Origin of the sequence: Novosphingobium guangzhouense, from assembly GCF_002896965.1 — a bacterium.
Taxonomy (GTDB): Bacteria; Pseudomonadota; Alphaproteobacteria; order Sphingomonadales; family Sphingomonadaceae; genus Novosphingobium; species Novosphingobium guangzhouense.
In genome coordinates this window covers 86,794-105,208 of record NZ_LYMM01000023.1, presented here as the reverse complement: position 1 = coordinate 105,208, position 18,415 = coordinate 86,794, and the positions used below count along the sequence as shown (strand labels likewise).

The window sequence follows — 18,415 nt, the reverse complement described above, 5'->3', positions numbered from 1 at the left end:
CGAGCGTCACGCTTCGAGGGGCTTTGCCAAACCGGTAGAAATTCCGGTGGCTTGTTCGAACTGTCCGCGGATCGCAAGGCCGTGTCCGTCAATGTAGACTTCCTGCGGAGCCGCCTGGAACGATTGGTCGCGGATCTTCAAGACGGACAGCACACGCTTATATTCGGACCGGATTTCCACTTGGCGCATCATTATCAGGTTATCTAGCAGACTGGAAATCTCGGGCCCTGGCGCTGCAACTCCGGAGGCGAAGAGGTCACGCAATTCCCACGTGCCAACAGCGGTAACGCCCATGGCGCGCAATTCGTTCGTCAGAGCCGCAAAGAATTCCACAAGCCGAGGAGGATGAACGGCTGCGCGCTCGAACCCGCCCAGAGAATCAATGAACAGCCGCTTCACACCACGTGCCGAAACAGCATCCAGAAGGCGGTAAGCCATCTTGTCGATGAGATTTTCCGTCAACGGCTGCCACAAGATTTCGACCTCTTCCCTTTCCACATTCCCCTTGAGGTCGAGGCCGAGCGCGCTCGCTTTGAGCAACAGGCGCTCGGGTGATTCGTAAAAGCCGAAATGCAGGCCGGGTTCCTCACGCGAGGAGGCCGATAGAAAGTTCAAGCCAAAGGAGGTTTTACCGCATCCCGAGGGTCCGATGAGCAATGTGATAGAGCCTTGCGGAAGTCCGCCGCCGGTAATTTCATCGAAACCTTCGATCCCTGAGCGCAAAGGCTTGGGGTCTGGTTTGTCGATGGCGGACGGAGTGTGAAGCGCGGCCTCGATACGTGGAAAAACGGAAATGCCTTCATTGGAAATTTCGTACTGATGATACCCGCCTAGGGCGGCGCTTCCTCGAGACTTACGGGCCCGCAGACGCCGCACGGTGCGGACACCGACCAGTTCGTCATGCAATTCCAGGACGCCGTCCACCATGGTGTGTTCCGGGCTGTCGTCGTGAACTCCGGCGCTTGTCAAAAAGAGGACCGTACAACCCACGAATGCCGCCTGGCTCTGGACTTCTGCCACGAACGTCTTCACGTCGAGATCGGTCTCGGCGCGGTCACGGGCGTTGAGCAGGCCATCGAAAACGATCAGAGAAGCGCCTTGCCGCTTGGTTTCCTTGCGCAGCAAATCGACGACAGCGCCAAGACCCTCTTTGGCGAGGGTCTGGAAAACGCTGACATAGACGATGTTGCTACCGAGCCGGTCTTTTTCGAAGAAGCTCAGCGTCGAAAGCGACTGGAACAGCCGATCGTGCGTTTCGGCAAGGAGCGTGACATAGAGCACTTTCTTGCCGGCAGCTGCCGTCGCGAACGCAATCTGATTGCCCAGGATCGTCTTGCCGGCGCCGGGCTGGCCCTGCACGATGTAGGAGGCCCCTTCGACGAAGCCGCCGCCAAAAACGGTGTCTAGGCCAGGGATCCCGGTTGAAAAGCGGGGAAGGGTCTGCGTCACGAATAACCTCATCAGCACGAAGTGGCCATGAGGCCATGGGTGCTGATAGCAGCCCATAAAGCCACCGTCAGGATGGGCGCAGGACTTTTTTGCCGTCACATCGCTGGCAGAAGCTTCCCCGTTCGACTGATGGGTCGCGTCATCGTTCGTTGGAGAGATTTTGAGTGTGCAGAGCGATCAATACCCCAAACGTCGATTTCGCAATTGCACAAATTTGTTCGCGCATGCAGTATGGCTTTGCCTTTCAGGCATCCTCTCCCAGACTCCAAGGCCGGCTCTGCCGGCCTTTTTCTTTTGGATTGAGCTTGAGCTTTGGCGCTTGCTACAGATCGGGCAACAACTGGTCGGCACGTCCCCAGTGGGCGAGGTTCTTCGACGAAGCGCGCTTCAGCATTTCGGCGCCGTCACCGATATGCCAGTGCGAAGGCGCGTCAAGATCGTGCAGTTCATCCCACGTCAGAGGAACGGCGATGGGCGCAAACTCGCGATTGCGGGCACTGTAGGGCATCACAGCGGTCGCACCGCGCTGGTTGCGCAGGTAGTCGACGAATATGCGCCCTGTCCGCCGGGCCTTGGACAACGCGGCGGTATAGAGATCGGGTTCTGCCTGCTCCAGGGCTTGAGCGAACCGATGAGCAAAATCCTTCACCTGCGGCCATTCGGCCGATGGGGTGAGCGGGGCGATAACATGGACCCCCTTTCCGCCGGTGACCATCGGAAAAGTGGTAAGCCCCATCTGGGCGAGGAGATCGCGCACATGGAAAGCGGCCGAGACGACATCCTTGAACCCAAGTCCTTCATCGGGGTCGAGATCAAAAACCAGCCTGTCGGCCTTTTCGACGTCCTCGATCCGCGCGCCCCAGCCATGGAACTCGATCGTGCCCATCTGCACACAGGTCAGCAGACCTGCCGGAGTGTCGACGAAGAGATAGGCCTCTTCATGCCCGTCCTTTTCGCGAATGCCGATGTGTTTGACGTCATCGCCGAAGCTGCCTGCATCATGCTTCTGAAAGAAGCACTTCTTCGCCCGGCCTTGCGGACAGCGAACGAGACTGACGGGCCGGCTTCCTGCCCAGGGGAGCATGATGGGTGCAACCAATTCGTAATAGTCTGCCAGCTGGCCCTTGGTGAGCTTGCCCTCCGGGAAGATCACTCTGTCCCGGTTGCTCACTTTCACCGTGCTCGCGGGCGAAGCCGTGGCAGCCGTCACCGGGGCCTCCTTCTCGATCACCACCGCTTCGGGCTTCTTATCTTCTCGAAGCCCAAGGTAGCTGGGATGGCGCAGCACCCCCTCATCGGTGAACTCGAGGTACGCAATCTCGGCAACCAGCTTCGCCTCGATCCAGTGGGCGCCGCGCACAGCAGACCGCGGAGCCTGAACCGTTGCCTCCTTGCGCACGAGGGGCGCCATGATTTCCAGAAGGCGCTCTATCTCGTCGCCCGTAAATCCCGCGCCGACCTTGCCGGCGTATCGCAGCTTCCCATCCTCGTTTACGCCCAAGAGAAGCGAGCGGAACCCGCGCTGCTTGTCAGAAGGCGTCCAGCCTACGATAACGAACTCCTGGCGGCGTATGCACTTGGTCTTGACCCAGCTTCCGCTCCGCGAGCCGCTATATCGAGCGTCGACGCGTTTCGATATGACGCCTTCCAGCCCTGCCTCGCAAAAACTGGTCAGCAGCTTTTCACCGTTGCCGACGATATGATCTGAATAGCGCAGCCGACCTTTTTGGCCCTCAAGAATGCTCGCCAGCCTCTCCTTACGCTCAATCAGCGGTAAGCTGGTGAGATCCTCACCGTTCATTTCCAGCAGGTCGAACGCGAAATAATCGATGGCCTCAGGGTTGTCCTTCAGCGCGGCTTGCAGAGCCTGAAAGCTGGTCCGGCCATCGGGCAGCGTCACCACCGCCTCGCCGTCGATCAGCGCGCTTTCAACGTCAAGCTGAGCAGCCTCTGTGATAAGGCCTGCGAAACGATCCGACCAGTCCAGACCTGACCGGGTATAGGCCCGCCCTTCACCGCCGCCAACGGCAATGAGCGTTCGATAGCCGTCATACTTCAACTCATGCAGCCAGCGATCGCCGGGTGGCACGTGATCGACCAGAGCAGCAAGCTGGACAGGCTGGAATGGCGGGAGTTTGCCTTTGTTCTTGCCCCCACCGGCCGTGGGGGGCGATGATTTGCGCTTCGCGGCCGGGCCTGTGGCCTCGCCGCTCTGTTTCCGGACCGGCTTGCCTGCGGCGATTTCTTCCATCGTCCGTCCGCTGTCGACACTCGTGAGATGGATGCCGATAAGGTCATCCGAGCCACCGGCAAACTCGTCGTCGACTTTCCGCAGGATCCAGTTTTCGCCCTTCTCTTTTCCCCGGGGCTTGAGGCGGAACATGATCCACTCGCCCTTCATGCGTCGGCCATGGAGGGTGAAATGCAGATGCCCTTCGGCAAGGGTTTGGGTGGGATCCTTGCCCGGGACCGGCTCCCAGGTGCCATTGTCCCAAAGCATCACGGTGCCGCCGCCATACTCCCCCTTCGGGATAGTCCCCTCGAAACGGGCATAGTCGAGGGGGTGGTCTTCGGTGCGGACTGCCAGGCGTTTGTCTTCGGGGTTGGCGCTTGGCCCTCGGGTCACCGCCCAGCTGACCAGCGTGCCATCGAGCTCGAGGCGGAAGTCATAATGCAGGCGGGTCGCGGCATGCTTCTGGACAACGAAGCCATTACCCGGCGTCGGCTCGGAGGCACCGGAGGGTTCGGCAGTACGCGCGAAATCCCGCTTCTCGCGATATTTCGCGAGCCGTTCTTCTGCCGAAGTTGCTTTCGCCTTTGTCGCCCGTGCCATATGCGCTCCGATCGAGAACCTTCTCAAATCCCGAAAATGGCGCCGCGTTCCCTTCCTGCACGTATCGGAAGCGTCGTTGCCCGGGAAACTCACATCAATATCGAGCGAGCAGCCGTTCCACGCTGGGCGCTGCAGTCTTCTGCTTGTTGTCTTCATCCTTGATGTCGGCTTCGAGCGCTTCGCGAATACGCGCGATTTGGGCATCCGTCAGATGCTCGATGCCGACGAACTCCACGCGTGCCTTGTCCAGCGCCCTGATAATCTCGTCGAGCTTTGCCTGCATGGCCGCGCCGTCACGATTCTGGCTGTTCTGAATCAGGAAGACCGCAAGGAATGTCAGGACCGTGGTCGCGGTGTTGACGATCAGCTGCCAGGTATCGGAGTAGTGCATGAAGGGGCCGCTCACTGCCCACACGACAATGAACAAAGCGGAAATGATGAAGGCCAAAGGCTGACCCATCAACTGCGCACACTTTGTTGCAATGCCGGTGAAAATTCTATCCATCATGGGGCTCCGTTCTCTTCGTATCTGCTGTCATCGGTTGCCCCCGACGTCATTTCAGTTCTTTCAATCTCCAGTCTGCGAGTTGGGCGCTGCTACCGGCTTTGATTCGGGAGACTCGCGCTGGCGCAGGAATATGGAAAGGACTACCAGTACGGCCGTCGAAAGGAATTCGCTCTGCCAGTTCTGGAACGATTCAAACCACAGCTGCGCATCGCCAAGATAGGCAAGCACGGTCTTGGGTGTTTCCCCATGTTCTAGGGCTTCTTGCGCCGAAGCATGCGCGCTGTTGATCCAATGCATCGTGAACGACGCGACAAACAGCAGGATCAATGCCAGGCCAAGAGAGCGAGCGTATATCGCGCGCCAAAGCGGACCTTTGCGCAAGATCGATGGTGAGCCGTGTTCTTGGGCTTTCTGGTCCAGATCATTGTCGCGGGGAGGCGCATCCGGGTCCTTCGATTCTGCCGATCCGCGCTGGATCAGGAAAGCGGTAAGCACGACGTAAGCCGCCATTTGCAGGAACTCGCTTTCCCAATTCTCGAACACCGAGGATAGGAATTGCGGGCTTACGGCATAGGCCAGGAGCGTCAGACCGGGCTCGGCATGGCGCCGGGCATCTTCCAATTCGACATACCATCCCGAGATATATTGCCCGGCAATGCAAACGACAAAAAGTGCCAGAAGGGCAATCGTAAGCCCATTATTTTTAAGCAGTCGCATGCCGATGCCTCTCGCCGATTTGCTTTGGATGGAAACGCGCGGGAAACATTTGGGTTCGAAAGCATTTCAGCTATTGCGTGCAAGCAGCTAGCCATTCCCCGAGGGATTTCTGCGACGTGGCCGCCGTCTCGGCTCCCATGCTCTGTGCCATGATCTCCAGGGCCCATCGGCCTCGTTCATCGCTCTCGGCAGCCACGGCATCTTCAGGCACCCATAGGTCGTATTCGCGCATATGGGCATCCGCTGCGGTGAACAGCACGCAGATATCGGTAGCGATTCCGCTCAGCACCAGTTTGCTGACGCCCAGCTGCGGTAGCAGCACCGGCAGGTTCGTGGCGTAGAAACCGGAAAATTGCGGCTTGATGATGAAGAAGTCGTCGTGCTCCGGCCTCACCATCTCTGTGACCGGATTATCCTTTTCGAGCGCGCGCCTTACGAGCTTGGAAGCTTCTGAATGCCATTCGCCAAAATTATCGTTCACGTACACGACTGGCCAACCGTGCGCGCGAAACTCCTGGCGTAGGCGATCTATTCGCCGTGCCGCTTCGAGAGCCCGGGGCTCCAGAGCCTCGGCCCCCTCAAAATCAAAGCAGTTGACCATATCCAGGATCAGCAAGGCCGGGCCATCACCAGATCTCGGCGAAGTGGCTGCGGGCTGCTTGTCCTGAGAATCCATAGAAACCTGCCATGAATTCGGGGTCGGCGCTGGACGACCCCATTTCGCTCACTCCTTGGTGAGCTTTTGTGCCTGAGCGTCCAGCGCCGCGCGATCATTGCCAAATCGGTCGATGAGATCCTGCGCCTGCTCGACAGTAAGACCGTGCTTTCGAGCAAAATAGTCGACCTCATAGCCCTCGCCGCCAGCGACCGTGCGGCGATCAGCGCCGCCGCGCTGTGATTTATCATCTGCCATGATGCATTTCCTCTTTCGCAGCTGTCTGAATTTGCAACCCGTGCCAAAGCCGTGAGTTCCAGCGAGGTTGTCTTGAGGAGCATGGAACCGGCATGCCGCATCGTCGTTTGCCCATCCAATGAAACAGCCGCTCGACTGCCTTGTCATCGGCGCAGGGCCCGCAGGTCTGACGGCCGCCATCTATCTTGCACGATTTCACTTCTCGATCGCGGTTGTCGATGCGGGGCATAGCAGGGCGGCGCTGATCCCACGCACGCATAATCATGCCGGTTTCCCGGGTGGGATAGCTGGCACCGAACTTCTCGGGTTGATGCGGGCGCAGGCTGCCGACTTTGGGGCAGTCGTGACGGAAGGTTTGATTGAGGGACTGGAGAGGACCGAAGAGGGTTTTGTTGCTCGTGCACAGGGCCGTGAATGGTCTGCGCGCACTGTCCTGCTCTGCACCGGCGTAATCAACAATCGGCCTCAGATCGCACCGGACATCCACGATGCGGCGTTGCGCCGCGGACTACTTCGGTACTGCCCCATATGTGACGGGTACGAGGTCACTGACAAGCGAATCGGTGTTTTGGGTACCCGCTCCCACGGCTTCAAGGAAGCAATCTTCCTGCGGATGTATACGCGCGATGTGACACTCATCGCTACCGATGGAGAGCACGACCTTTCAGATGACGAAAAGCGTCGGCTCGCTGTGGCTGGTGCCGTCCTGATCGATGGCCCCTGCGCGCCACTGCGGTTGGAAGATGCGCAGATTGTCGTGCCGACGCCGCGCGGCGAGCTCAAATTCGATAGCGTCTACCCGGCGCTCGGTTCTGTTATCCGGTCCGAACTGGCGACGGCGATTGGCGCCGAAGGCACTGACGATGGGTGTCTCATCGTGGACGACCATCAGCGCACTTCCCTTCCCGGCCTTTACGCGGCGGGAGATGTTGCCAGAGGTCTCGATCAGATCAGCCATGCGATGGGCGAAGCCGGGGTCGCCGCCGTTACGATCCGCAACGACCTCGCCGAGCGAGGCATCTTATTGCGCTAGCCCGCCGTTACAGCGGGCCGCTCCCACTTACGAATACCGGGTCTGGGCGGCGGCACCCGCGCAGATGTCACCGCAATCAGGATTTCAGAACGTTCCTCACCTTCGTGGCGAGTTGTTCGATGGTAAAAGGCTTGCCGATCAGTTCCAGACCCGGGTCGATAACGCCATTATGCACGACCGCGTTGCGCGTGTAGCCAGACGTGTAAAGAACCTTGAGTTCGGGTCGCCGGCGTTGGGCTTCGTCCGCCAATTTACGGCCGTTGATGTCCGGCATCACAATGTCTGTAAAGAGCAGCGCGATTTCCGGATGGGCGTCAATTAGCTGTAGTGCTGCCACAGCGCCGTCCGCTTCGAGCACCTGATAGCCAAGATCGGTCAACGCATCGACGCTGAATTGGCGCACCGCCGGTTCGTCCTCGACTACCAGGATGATCTCCTGTTCCTCACCCAATGGCAAGTCGCCGTTTGAAAGCTGTTCGGCCTCGATCTCGTCGCCGATAAAGCGGGGGAGATAGATCTTGACGGTCGTTCCTTGTCCCAACTCCGAATAGATTTTGACGTGGCCACCCGACTGCTTGACGAACCCATAAACCTGACTGAGTCCGAGCCCTGTGCCCTTACCAACCTGTTTGGTCGTGAAGAACGGGTCGAAGGCTTTGGCAATGATCTCAGGCGGCATCCCGCAGCCGGTATCGGAAATGGCAATCAGGACATAATGCCCTGGCGGAACGCCAAGATGCGCGGCAGCATAGCGGTCGTCGAAGTGGACGTTTTGGGTTTCGATCGTCAGTCGTCCACCCTCCGGCATCGCATCTCGCGCGTTCACGGCGAGATTGAGAACGACATTTTCCAGTTGGTTGCGATCCGCGTGTGTGCGCCACAGCCCTGCGGCGAGCACCGTCTCCAACCGCACGTCAGTTCCCAGAGAATGGATGAGCAGTTCGGACATACCAGGTACAAGCTTGTTCGCGTCCAAAACCTCCGGATTGAGAGGCTGCTGGCGTGAGAAAGCCAAGAGCCGCTGGGTCAGGGTGGCGGCACGTCCTGCGCCTTCCAGTGCTGCGTCGACGTAGCGCTTTGCGCGCGCATCCTCATCACCAAGACGGCGATTCAGGAGATCCAGTGACCCAACGATGACGGCCAGCATGTTATTGAAGTCGTGCGCGATCCCGCCGGTCAGTTGGCCGACCGCCTCCATCTTTTGAGATTGCCGCAGCGCTTCCTCGACCTGTTCCCGCTCGGAAATCGCCTGAGCCACGCGTCGTTCCAGATGTTCGTTCAGCTCCAGAACCCGCACCTCCGCGCGCTTGCGCTCCGTAACATCGATGGCGGTGCCGATGACGCGCAGACATTGGCCGCTTTCGTCGAAAACGCCCCGCCCTTTCGCGGCTACCCAGCGCTCTATCTGGTCTTCCTTCCCGATAGTGCGATATTCAACATCATAGATAGCACGTCTGGCAGGATCGGCAGCTGCGGCGTAAGCTTCGAAAGTGGCTTCCCGATCATCGGGATGAAGGCCGCTATAATAGTCTGCCATGGAGACCGGCACGTCGGGCGAAATGCCGAACATGGCTTTGACGATTGGCGGCCAGATGAGAATGTCATGCACGACATCCACGTCCCAGAAACCTACCTCAGCGGCCTGCGTGGCGAGCCGCAGCCGCTCCTCGTTTAACATCAGCTCGGCGCGGGTGCGCTGCTGTTCTGTCAGATCGAGCATGGCGCCGATCATCCGGACAGCTTTGCCTTCCTGGTCGCGGATAATGTGTCCACGGTCGAGAATAGCTGCGTAGCTGCCATCGAAGCGGCAGAAACGATACTCATCCGACCAGCTTTCCGCATCACCATCGATGGCGCCATGAATGCTGTGATGGACACGATCGCGGTCGTCAGGATGGATATGTGCGATCCACCACTCTCCCGTCAGCTCTATATCGGCGAGCCTATGGCCATGCGCCGCTTCCAAAGCCTGGTTCCATGTGACGTGATCGGTGGTAAAATCCCAATCCCAGATGGCATCATTTGTCGCCCGGCTCACTAGGCGGTAACGTTCCCGAATGGCTCTCAGCGCCTTTTCAACTCTCGCACGCTGTTCCACCTCTACCCGCAATTCCTCAGCGCGTGAGGCTTGGGCCTGAAGGGCCTTACGAAGTTCCAGCTGGGCCATGACCTGCCGCGCCAGCACCTCAAGCACGTGGCGTTGATAGGAAGTGATACCGTCAGGGCGCGGCGCACGGTCCAGCACGCAGATCGTGCCGATCGGCAACCCGGCCTTGTCCCGCAGGATTGCGCCCGCATAAAAGCGCAGGCCACCCTCCGCCGTTACCAACGGATTGCAGGCGAAACGAGCATCCTCACGGGTGTCAGACACGACAAGAAAATCATTTTGCAGGATGGCGTGAGCGCAGATCGATACATCGAGAGGCAGCTCGCCTACGCCTATGCCAACTTCTGCCTTGAACCACTGGCGATCACTCGCCACCAAATTGACGACGGAGATCGGCGCTGTGAAGGTCTCCGCCGCTAGCCTGACGATATCGTCGAAGTCGGCTTCCTGCGGGGTATCGAGAATTCCATAGCTCCCTAGTGAAGCCACACGATCAGCTTCGACCAGACCTCGGCCGTTGAATTGCCTGGGATTTCCGTCACTTTTGAACTCATGCGGGGTGACTATCATCCTCCCACGCGGATGGCACTGAAAACCTGCAAGGCGGTTGGACGGCGGTCAGGCTGGCGAGGTTAGCTGGGGCGTTGCTGCAGGCGTTCTTACTCCGCCCGGCGAAAGGCGCGGCCTGTCGCATCCTGCCACGTGACCGGCAGTTTTGTCTGAGCCCGGTGATAAGCGGACTAACCGCTAATGGGCCTGTCATTTTTCCACTTGAACGACTTGAATGGGCGCGTGGCAGCACGACGGGTTCTCGGCCGACATTGCCGCCTTTTCGTAGCCAAGTTTGAGCATTCTGCCAGGTTGACGAAATTGGTAGACGTATCGCAACAGCGTTCACGGAAGGGGTGCGGTTCGGTCCCTTGCTAATGGCTAGGTGATACCCGACGGACTATGTCATAGCGTTCTATGCCGTTGAAGGATGGATGTTGCGCACGATCTGCAATGCGTCCTTCGATGGCGGCAGGCCGAAATAACGTGAATATTCGCGGCTGAACTGGGTGGCGCTTTCATATCCAACACCGAACGCCACCGAAGTCGCATTGCCTTCACCGGCGATCAGCAGCGAGCGGGCATGAAGCAGGCGGATGCGCTTCTGGTACTGGAGTGGGCTGAGCGCCGTCACTGCCTTGAAGTGGCGGTGGAAGGCCGACACGCTGAGGGCAGCCATCGCAGCGAGGGTCTCGATCCTGAGCGGACTGGTGAAGTTCTGTCGAATCCACTGGATGGCGACGCCAATGCGCGATAGCGCGGTGCCGGGCGCCGCAATATCGCGCAGCATCCAGCCCTGCGGCCCCTGCAGCACACGGTAGAGTATCTCGCGTTCATAAGCAGGGGCGAGCGCCGGGATGTCGCCGGGTCGCTCCATCAGCCGGAGCATCCGTACCCAGGCATCGAGCAGCTCATCGGTCACGGGCGCGATAGAGAAGCCCGGACTGTACAAATCGCCCCCGGCAGGTTTGGGCAGGTCGGCCAGCAGATTCGCGACGATCGCCGGCTCCAGCGTCAGGCTGACAGCCAGATACGGCTCGCCGGTATCGGCAGGATGAACCGAGCCGACTGCAGGAAGATCGACCGACATCACGAAGTAGGTGGCGGGATCATAGCGTAGGGTTCGCTCCCCCACGGTCATCGTCTTCGATCCCGTGAGAATCAGGTTGACCATGGGGTCATAGACGGCGGCAAGCTGATGTTCCGGGATTTCTCCCTGCACCATCGCAACGCGCGGGATGCCCGTGTCGGTGCGGCGGTTCTCGGCATGGGCGGCCAGACGGCGCAGTTCGTTAAGGGTCTCAAACATGGCCGTGATTATCCCACTGATAGATGCCTCAGCCAAGCTAAAAGCAGAAATAGGCATGGATTGAAGAGGATCGAGTGAGCGCCGCCCTCGGCCCTGACCTACCAGAAAGCACGTCAACCGCATGCTTCAGCAGCACGAGGAGTTTCACATGAAGATCGTCATCATTACGGGCGGTAGCCGGGGCATCGGCGCCAGCGCAGCCCGCCTTTGCGCGAAAAACGGCATGGGCGTCATCCTGACCTACAACAGCAACCCGGCCTCGGCGGACGCCGTCGTCGCGCAGATCGAAGCCGATGGCGGCAAGGCCGTCGCGCTCAAGCTGGACGTGGCCGATACCTCGGCATTCCCTGCATTTCGAGATGCCGTGAGCGCGGCGCTCAAGGCCAACTGGGACCGCAGTGACTTCGACGGTCTGGTCAACAATGCCGGCTACGGGGTGTTCAATCCGATCGCGACCGTGACCGAAGCCGAGTTCGACGGCCTGTTTGCCGTCCACCTCAAGGGACCGTTCTTCCTGACTCAGGCGCTGCTGCCGATCATGGCCGATGGCGGCCACATCGTGAACGTCGCCAGCGCCACGACCCGCGTGGCCACCGCTGGTGTCGCGCCTTATGCCAGCTTCAAGGGCGGTCTGCAGGTTCTGACCCGCTACATGGCCAAGGAATTCGGTGACCGGGGTATCCGTGCTAACTCGGTCGCCCCCGGTGCGATCCGCACTGAACTGGGCGGTGGGCTGAATGACGAGTTCGAGGCCATGCTGGCCGGGCAGACCGCGCTTGGCCGCGTGGGCGAGCCGGACGACGTCGGCGGCGCGATCGCCGGGCTGCTGTCCGACGAAAGCCGCTGGATCAACGCGCAGTCGATCGAGGTCGCGGGCGGTTACATCATCTGAACCCTGGAGAACACCATGCTCGATCATGTCTTCCTGTCAGTCAGCGATCTCGATCGCTCAATCGACTTCTACGCCGCAGCCCTGACGCCGCTGGGGATCACCCAGCGTGTCGATTACGATGGCAAAGATGGCCCTCCGGGGCATCCTGACCTCAAGGGCTTCGGCAAGAACAACCGTATCTTCTTCTGGTTGCGACCGGGCACAGTCGAAGGCCGGGCAGCGCAAGTCGGGTTCATCGCGGACTCGCAGGCTGCGGTGGATGCCGCATTCGCCGCCGCCATCGCGGCAGGCGCGACCGACAATGGCGCCCCCGGCGTGCGGCTTCACTACGATCCGCGATATTACGCCGCAAACGTGCTCGACCCGGACGGGTACAGCCTCGAATTTACATACAAGAGTTGGCAGCACTGACATGACCAAACTGATGATCTACGGCGCGGCCGGTTACACCGGACGCATGGCCGCAACCAACGCCAAGGCCCATGGCTTGGATTTCGTCATCGCCGGAAGGCCGCAGGACGAGGTGAAGCTCGCTCCGCTGGCTGACGAGCTCGGTGTCGAATACCGGCTGTTCCTTGTCGACGATGCTGCAACCTCGCTGGAGGATGTCGCCGTGCTGCTGAACTGCGCCGGGCCATTCATGCGTACTGCGAAGCCGCTGATGCGCGCCTGTATAGCGGGCGGGGTCCACTATCTGGACATCGCGGCAGAACTGGACAGCTACCGCCTTGCAGAGATGCTGGACAGCGAGGCACAGGCAGCAGGCGTCATGCTCTTACCGGGCAGCGGCGGAAGCGTCGCCATGCTGGGATCGCTTGCCGGACACGCCGCCAAGCGCGTGGAAAAGCCCGTCAGCCTGAGCATTGCGCTTCACGTCACGGGCGGCTTCTCGCGTGGCTCGGCCATCAGCGCCAGCGAGAATGTGACGACAGAAACGCTGCATCGTCTGGATGGTACGCTGGTTTCTCGCAGCGCCGACGCACTTCGCGCCTTCGATTTCGGCAGCGGCCCCGCTACGGCGTTTCCGGTGACACTCCCCGATCTCATCACGATCTGGCGTGCGACGGACATTCCGAACATCGACACTTACGTGCATGTGACGGATGGAGCCTTCCCTGAAGGCGATCTCGCGACCATGCCGGATGGCCCAACGATCGAACAGCGCGAAGCCAATCGTTACCACGCTGCCGTCGAAGTGACCGGCCAAGATGGCATAGTGGTCCGCTCGGTCCTCGACACCGTGAACGGCTACACATTCACCACCATCGCTGCTGCGGAGGCGGCGCGGCGTGTGATTGAGGGCGAGGTTCGTCGGGGCTTTCAGACCCCGGCGGGTCTGTTCGGTGACGGTTTCGCAGAGACGATCGCCGACACGCGCATCATCGATCTTTGAGCGAAAGGAAGGCCCGGCCATGGATAGCAAGCAGCGCTGCGGATGGGCGGGGTCAAACCCGCTCATGCAAACCTATCACGACACCGAATGGGGCGTGCCCCAGCGCGACCCCCGGATGCTATGGGAAACGCTGATGCTCGAAGGTTTCCAGGCCGGGCTTTCCTGGGAGATCATCCTGCGTAAGCGGGATGCCTTCCGCGAGGCCTTTGCGGGGTTCGACCCGCAGCAGGTCGCCCGGTTCGACGAACACGACATTGAGCGCCTGATGGCAAACCCTGGCATCGTCCGCGCCCGCGCCAAGATTATGGCCACGGTCAAAGGGGCGCAGATATTCAACGCCATGCAGGAACGCGGTGAGGATTTCGCCGCCTATTGCTGGTCCTTCACGGCGGGCGAGCCGATCGCGGGCAACCTGTATGATACCCAAACACCATTGTCGGCAGCGATCTCCAAGGATCTCAAGGCGCGGGGTTTCAAGTTTGTCGGCCCCACCATCGTCTACGCCTGGATGCAGGCGGTAGGCATCACCAACGACCACATGGCTGGATGCTATCGGCAGCGCGAAGTGTTTAAGGCAAAGCGGTGATGCCGCGCGCGGTGGCAATCATGTGTTGGAGATGTGGTGGTGACCGATGGCGAGAGTCGATGTCGGACCTCAGAGCCAGGCTTCTTCCACCAGTGCCTGTCGTTTGCCGGTCATCGCTGCCTCACTCCGCTGCGGCTTCGGTCGGAGCAGCGATGTGCTTGCTGACGTCGCCGAAGAGGCGCCCCTCAACCTCGCGAGACGCAAAGCGCCACGCTCCATCATGAAGTTCGAAGGTGTCGATGTAACGGCCAGTCACGATCGGCTGCAATGGCAGACCTTGCAGCTCCTGGTGGACGGTAAAGTAGCAGATCGAACTGGCGGCCGTCGCAGAGGCGATGGCGATAAGCACGTTCGAGACCGAATGCCAGGTCCTGGGCGTGTCGTCGACATGGTACTGGAGATTGTTCCGTAGGAACTGCGCGATGCGGTCGCGTCCTTCCACGATCGTACCCCCAACATTGAACTTGGCAGACGCCAGCAACTCGGCATTTGCATCGACCTTCCCGTAGTCGAGGTTATGAGCATATGTTGCCAGCAGGCGGCGAACCTCGCTCTCAATGACAAGCTTGTCGATAGCGCTGGGAAGAGTGGCTTTGGTAGACATGGGTTTCCTTCACGTTGATTGGATTTGCCGTGTGTCGCTGGTGAGAGCCTTCGAGCCGAGCTGAGGCGTGACCCCCACGGCGGCAACTCGGCTATGATCGCCGGACCTAGCGTGTTCGCGGCAGCGCGATTTTCATGCGGCACAGACCCGATCTACTCGGTCTGGCAAACGGCCTCGATGTTGTTGCCATCAGGATCAAACACATAGGCCGCGTAGTAGGTCGGATGGTATCGCTCCCGGACACCAGGAGCGCCGTTGTCGCTTCCACCATGTGCCAGCGCCTTGTTGTGGAATGCATCGACGGCCTTCCTGTCGCCAGCGCTAAAGGCGACATGGACAGGGAGGCTGCTGCCGGCCTCCTCGTGAAGCCAGAGGCTCGGATAGCCTTTTCGGCCGAAGCCAAGTCGCGCCCCTCCATGGGCGGTGCGCGCCGGATCGATGGTGATGACCAGCGATAGCCCAAGCGGCTCCAGCGCAGCTTCGTAGAAACGGCGGGACACCTCGGCGTCTGCAACTGGAAGCTCGATGTGGTCAATGATGCTCATGGCTGGATCTTCCTTCATGCCTGGGACGCTCCGCCGTCTGCGAAAAGCTCGACACCGTTGACGTAGCTTGCGCTCTCGCTGGCCAGGAATGCGGCGACCTCTGCGATCTCATCAGGCTCGCCAATACGGCCAATGGGGCTCTTCTTCCTAAGGAAGGCAAGGCCCTCTTCCGCATGCTCACCAAAGGCATCCCGAAGCGATTGCGTGTTCGTCGGCCCCGGGCTGACGATGTTGATGCGGATACCGGAACCTTTCAGATCGCTGACCCAGCTCCTGACAAGGTTGCGCACGGCTGCCTTGGTGGCACCATAGATGCTCATCGACGGGCCGGGATCGATCGAGGAGGTCGAACCGACGATCACGATGGAGGAGCCCGGGTTCAGCAGTGGCAAAGCTGCTTGTACGGTGAAGACGATGCCCTTCACGTTGATGTCGAATTGCTGGTCGAAGCCAGCTTCGGTGATCTGACCCAAAGGCGCATGGACACCGACGCCGGCGTTAGCGACCAACACGTCGATCCGACCGAAGTCGGAGCGGATCTGCGAGAAAAGCGTGTCGAGGCTGGTGAGGTTGGAAACGTCGGCTACGATACCGGATGCGTCTTCACCCAATTGGCTGACTGCGCGATCCAGAGCCTCCTGCCGTCGACCTGCTACAATCACTTGCATCCCGGAGGCAGCGAACTTGCGCGCGATAGCGAGACCGATCCCGCTGCTACCGCCCGTCACTAGGGCAATCTTCCTATCCGATGACATCGCTGACTCCTGTTGCCGCACCATAATAGTGATCGCTACCATGGTGCAGCAAGGGTGCGTTGTAAATAATTGTAGCAAACACTATAATCTCGCTGTGTTCAGGAGGTCCAAATGAGCGAGAAGGTTCGTGTAAGACGCCCGAGGAGGCCGTTCGATCGGCAGCTCGGTGTCGAGAAAGCCCAGCATCTGTTCCATCAGAGAGGCTATGATGGCGTGAGCGTTGCCGATCTGACGCAGGCTCTCGAGATCAATCCCCCAAGCCTCTACGCTGCCTATGGCAGCAAGGCAGGTCTCTTCGAACATGCCCTACGGCGCTATGCGGCCGAACACTCGTTGCCAGTATCGGAGATTTTCGAAGGTCGTGACATAGGCGAGGCCGTGACGATGATTTTCGTGTCGGCCGCTGAGCAGTATTCCCGCGATGCTGCAGCTCGTGGGTGCTTGGTGACGGAAGGGACGCGCGCAGCCGATCCCGAAGCACGGGCGATCGCTTCCGAAATCAGCGCTGTGATGGTGTCGGCGATCGGAAAGGAGATCCGCAAGCGCGTTCCCCAGAACGGGGATGCGATCGCAGATGCTGTTGTGACCATGGTACGCGGACTCTCGGCCGCAGCCTATACGGGTATGGAGTCCAGTCGGCTCCGCGCTGCAGCCGAGCAGGCCGCTATCATGTTCAAGGCTGGCCTCTCTACTCCCATAGCCTGAACGCGTCGGCGGCTCATTTGTAGCGATCACTATTATGTTGCGACCCATTGCGATCGCCATTATAGCGACCACTACTAACTCGCGGCTGAGCGGGTTGGATGTCACAAGTGCTGCTATCATCGGGTAGGCCGCTCGCGAGTATTCCTGCTTGCGCGCTGCGCTCGAACTGGATGGCGCACCGCTACAGCGAGGACACCATGCAACACGTCATTTTTTCCGAAATCGGTGGACCGGAGGTCTTGAAAGTCGAGTCCTTCGAGCTGCCGGAAATTGGTCCCGATGAGGTTCGGGTCAGCATCGAGGCGATCGGGGTCAATCGGTTCGAGGCACTCTACCGCCGCAATTTCTACGTCATTCCACCAAGTCTGCCCTCAGTCTTGGGTGCCGAAGGTGTAGGGACCGTCGTGGGGATGGGTGGTCAGGTTTCGGGCTACCGCATAGGCGACCGTGTTGCGATTCTCCCTGTCCAGACGCCGTTCGTCGGATCCGGCATCTACGCAACACATGCCAATGTGCCTGCATCGGCCGTGGTGAAATCCATCGCCGGAACGACGGCGGCAGAGGAAGCCGCGGTCTGGATGGCAGGGTTGCAGGCCTACAATCTCATCACCAAGGTGCCCGTAGGCTCCGGCGATTCCGTGTTGGTGACCGCCGGTACGTCTCCGGTCGGCAGTGCGCTCATTCAATTCGCACAGGACATGGGTGCCATCGTCTTCGCCACCACGCGGACGAATACACGCAAGCAGGAACTGTTGGATCTCGGCGCACACCATGTCATTGCCACGGATGAGCAAGCGCTGACCGACATCGTCATGGACGCTGCCGGTGGAAACGGCGTGAAGGTGGTCCTGGATACGGTGGGCGGCGCCCTGCTAGCGCATTGCGTTGCATGCCTTGCAGAGGGGGGAAGCCTGTTCAGCTACGGAGCACAGACATCGCCGGACATCACTGCCGCACGCGTTGACGTACCCCTTGTGGCGCTCGACCGACGTTCCCTCTCCTTCGTCGATCTCTTCGAACTGACCGATGTGCCCGAACGGTTCGCTGCTGCGAAGGAGTACATCCGCGATGCGGTCGCACGGTCCGCTTACAAGCCTCGAGTGGATAGCACCTTTGACCTCGCGGAAGTGCAGGAGGCTCACTGGCGCATGGAGGATGGAGCGCTGAGCGGAAAGGTTGTCATCACCACGAAGTAACCAATAGCGGCACACTGCCGCGCATTACCGCCCACCAAACGGGTCTTAATCGGCAGCGCCGATCCTGCTTTGCTGTGGATGCCGGCTCCCTTTGGAAGACCATTTTTTTCGGAAGCCGTCGTTCGTGCGTAGGAAGCGAGCGACGGCTATACGCCATGTCTCGCCTTTTTCCTGTTGATCGCCGCCTGCGGTGACTGCCCGCTTCTGGTGGCGGCTTCTCTACTGCTGAGAGAGTAAGATGGGCGCATAGCCGTCCAGCCAACTCTGATTCTACAAAGCCCTTCAACATTCAATGCCCATGAACGTGGGGCTAGCCAGATC

18 protein-coding genes are annotated in these 18,415 nt (G+C 59.9%); 7 read left to right on the top strand and 11 right to left on the bottom strand.

The window, feature by feature from the left end:
• Positions 1-6 precede the first annotated feature (6 nt).
• The 6 genes from A8V01_RS06655 to A8V01_RS06630 form a co-directional block, all read right to left on the bottom strand.
• Positions 7-1,449, bottom strand: a complete 1,443-nt coding sequence (locus A8V01_RS06655) for an ATPase domain-containing protein (protein WP_245892354.1) — start codon at positions 1,447-1,449, stop codon at positions 7-9.
• Positions 1,450-1,771: 322 nt separating this feature from the next.
• On the bottom strand, positions 1,772-4,282 hold the full coding sequence (gene ligD / locus A8V01_RS06650) for a DNA ligase D (RefSeq protein WP_103095142.1): 2,511 nt from the start codon (positions 4,280-4,282) through the stop codon (positions 1,772-1,774).
• 94 nt (positions 4,283-4,376) lie between these two features.
• Positions 4,377-4,787, bottom strand: a complete 411-nt coding sequence (locus A8V01_RS06645; protein WP_103095160.1) for a low affinity iron permease family protein — start codon at positions 4,785-4,787, stop codon at positions 4,377-4,379.
• A 63-nt stretch (positions 4,788-4,850) separates the two neighbouring features.
• The gene (locus A8V01_RS06640; protein WP_103095141.1) at positions 4,851-5,507 is read right to left on the bottom strand and encodes a DUF6766 family protein; all 657 of its coding nucleotides are present in this window, start codon (positions 5,505-5,507) and stop codon (positions 4,851-4,853) included.
• A 70-nt stretch (positions 5,508-5,577) separates the two neighbouring features.
• Positions 5,578-6,183 (bottom strand): cysteine hydrolase family protein, encoded by a 606-nt coding sequence (locus A8V01_RS06635; protein WP_103095140.1) that lies wholly within the window; start codon positions 6,181-6,183, stop codon positions 5,578-5,580.
• A 48-nt stretch (positions 6,184-6,231) separates the two neighbouring features.
• Entirely contained in the window at positions 6,232-6,420 is a 189-nt protein-coding gene (locus A8V01_RS06630) for a DUF3606 domain-containing protein (protein WP_103095139.1), read from the bottom strand.
• Positions 6,421-6,538: 118 nt separating this feature from the next.
• On the opposite strand from A8V01_RS06630, the gene A8V01_RS06625 reads away from it, so the two are divergent.
• Positions 6,539-7,453 carry an NAD(P)/FAD-dependent oxidoreductase gene (locus A8V01_RS06625; protein WP_103095138.1) on the top strand — a complete coding sequence of 305 codons (915 nt, stop codon included), beginning with the start codon at positions 6,539-6,541 and terminating at the stop codon, positions 7,451-7,453.
• A gap of 76 nt (positions 7,454-7,529) precedes the next feature.
• Here A8V01_RS06625 and A8V01_RS06620 read toward each other — a convergent pair whose 3' ends face one another.
• Together A8V01_RS06620 and A8V01_RS06615 are read right to left on the bottom strand one after the other, a co-directional pair.
• On the bottom strand, positions 7,530-10,130 hold the full coding sequence (locus A8V01_RS06620) for a PAS domain-containing protein (protein WP_103095137.1): 2,601 nt from the start codon (positions 10,128-10,130) through the stop codon (positions 7,530-7,532).
• 394 nt (positions 10,131-10,524) lie between these two features.
• A complete protein-coding gene (locus tag A8V01_RS06615; protein ID WP_103095136.1) occupies positions 10,525-11,418 on the bottom strand; it encodes an AraC family transcriptional regulator in 894 nt (297 codons plus the stop codon).
• Positions 11,419-11,566: 148 nt separating this feature from the next.
• On the opposite strand from A8V01_RS06615, the gene A8V01_RS06610 reads away from it, so the two are divergent.
• Genes A8V01_RS06610 through A8V01_RS06595 form a run of 4 tightly spaced genes read left to right on the top strand, consistent with a single transcriptional unit; the run spans position 11,567 to position 14,289 of the window.
• Positions 11,567-12,310, top strand: a complete 744-nt coding sequence (locus A8V01_RS06610; protein ID WP_103095135.1) for an SDR family NAD(P)-dependent oxidoreductase — start codon at positions 11,567-11,569, stop codon at positions 12,308-12,310.
• A gap of 15 nt (positions 12,311-12,325) precedes the next feature.
• Positions 12,326-12,721 (top strand): VOC family protein, encoded by a 396-nt coding sequence (locus A8V01_RS06605; protein WP_103095134.1) that lies wholly within the window; start codon positions 12,326-12,328, stop codon positions 12,719-12,721.
• A 1-nt stretch (position 12,722) separates the two neighbouring features.
• Positions 12,723-13,703, top strand: a complete 981-nt coding sequence (locus tag A8V01_RS06600) for a saccharopine dehydrogenase family protein (RefSeq protein WP_103095133.1) — start codon at positions 12,723-12,725, stop codon at positions 13,701-13,703.
• 19 nt (positions 13,704-13,722) lie between these two features.
• Complete coding sequence (locus tag A8V01_RS06595) at positions 13,723-14,289, top strand: DNA-3-methyladenine glycosylase I (protein WP_103095132.1); 567 nt, start codon at positions 13,723-13,725, stop codon at positions 14,287-14,289.
• 121 nt (positions 14,290-14,410) lie between these two features.
• On the opposite strand, the gene A8V01_RS06590 is transcribed toward A8V01_RS06595, so the two are convergent.
• From A8V01_RS06590 to A8V01_RS06580, 3 genes are all read right to left on the bottom strand, one after another.
• Positions 14,411-14,893: a nuclear transport factor 2 family protein gene (locus A8V01_RS06590; protein ID WP_103095131.1), complete on the bottom strand. Its 483-nt coding sequence runs from the start codon at positions 14,891-14,893 to the stop codon at positions 14,411-14,413.
• A 152-nt stretch (positions 14,894-15,045) separates the two neighbouring features.
• A complete protein-coding gene (locus tag A8V01_RS06585; RefSeq protein ID WP_103095159.1) occupies positions 15,046-15,438 on the bottom strand; it encodes a VOC family protein in 393 nt (130 codons plus the stop codon).
• Positions 15,439-15,452: 14 nt separating this feature from the next.
• Positions 15,453-16,235, bottom strand: a complete 783-nt coding sequence (locus A8V01_RS06580) for an SDR family NAD(P)-dependent oxidoreductase (RefSeq protein ID WP_245892353.1) — start codon at positions 16,233-16,235, stop codon at positions 15,453-15,455.
• 69 nt (positions 16,236-16,304) lie between these two features.
• On the opposite strand from A8V01_RS06580, the gene A8V01_RS06575 reads away from it, so the two are divergent.
• Both A8V01_RS06575 and A8V01_RS06570 read left to right on the top strand, forming a co-directional pair.
• Complete coding sequence (locus A8V01_RS06575; protein WP_103095130.1) at positions 16,305-16,898, top strand: TetR/AcrR family transcriptional regulator; 594 nt, start codon at positions 16,305-16,307, stop codon at positions 16,896-16,898.
• Between the two features lie 98 nt (positions 16,899-16,996).
• A complete protein-coding gene (locus tag A8V01_RS06570; RefSeq protein ID WP_103095129.1) occupies positions 16,997-18,094 on the top strand; it encodes a zinc-dependent alcohol dehydrogenase family protein in 1,098 nt (365 codons plus the stop codon).
• Positions 18,095-18,415 lie beyond the last annotated feature (321 nt).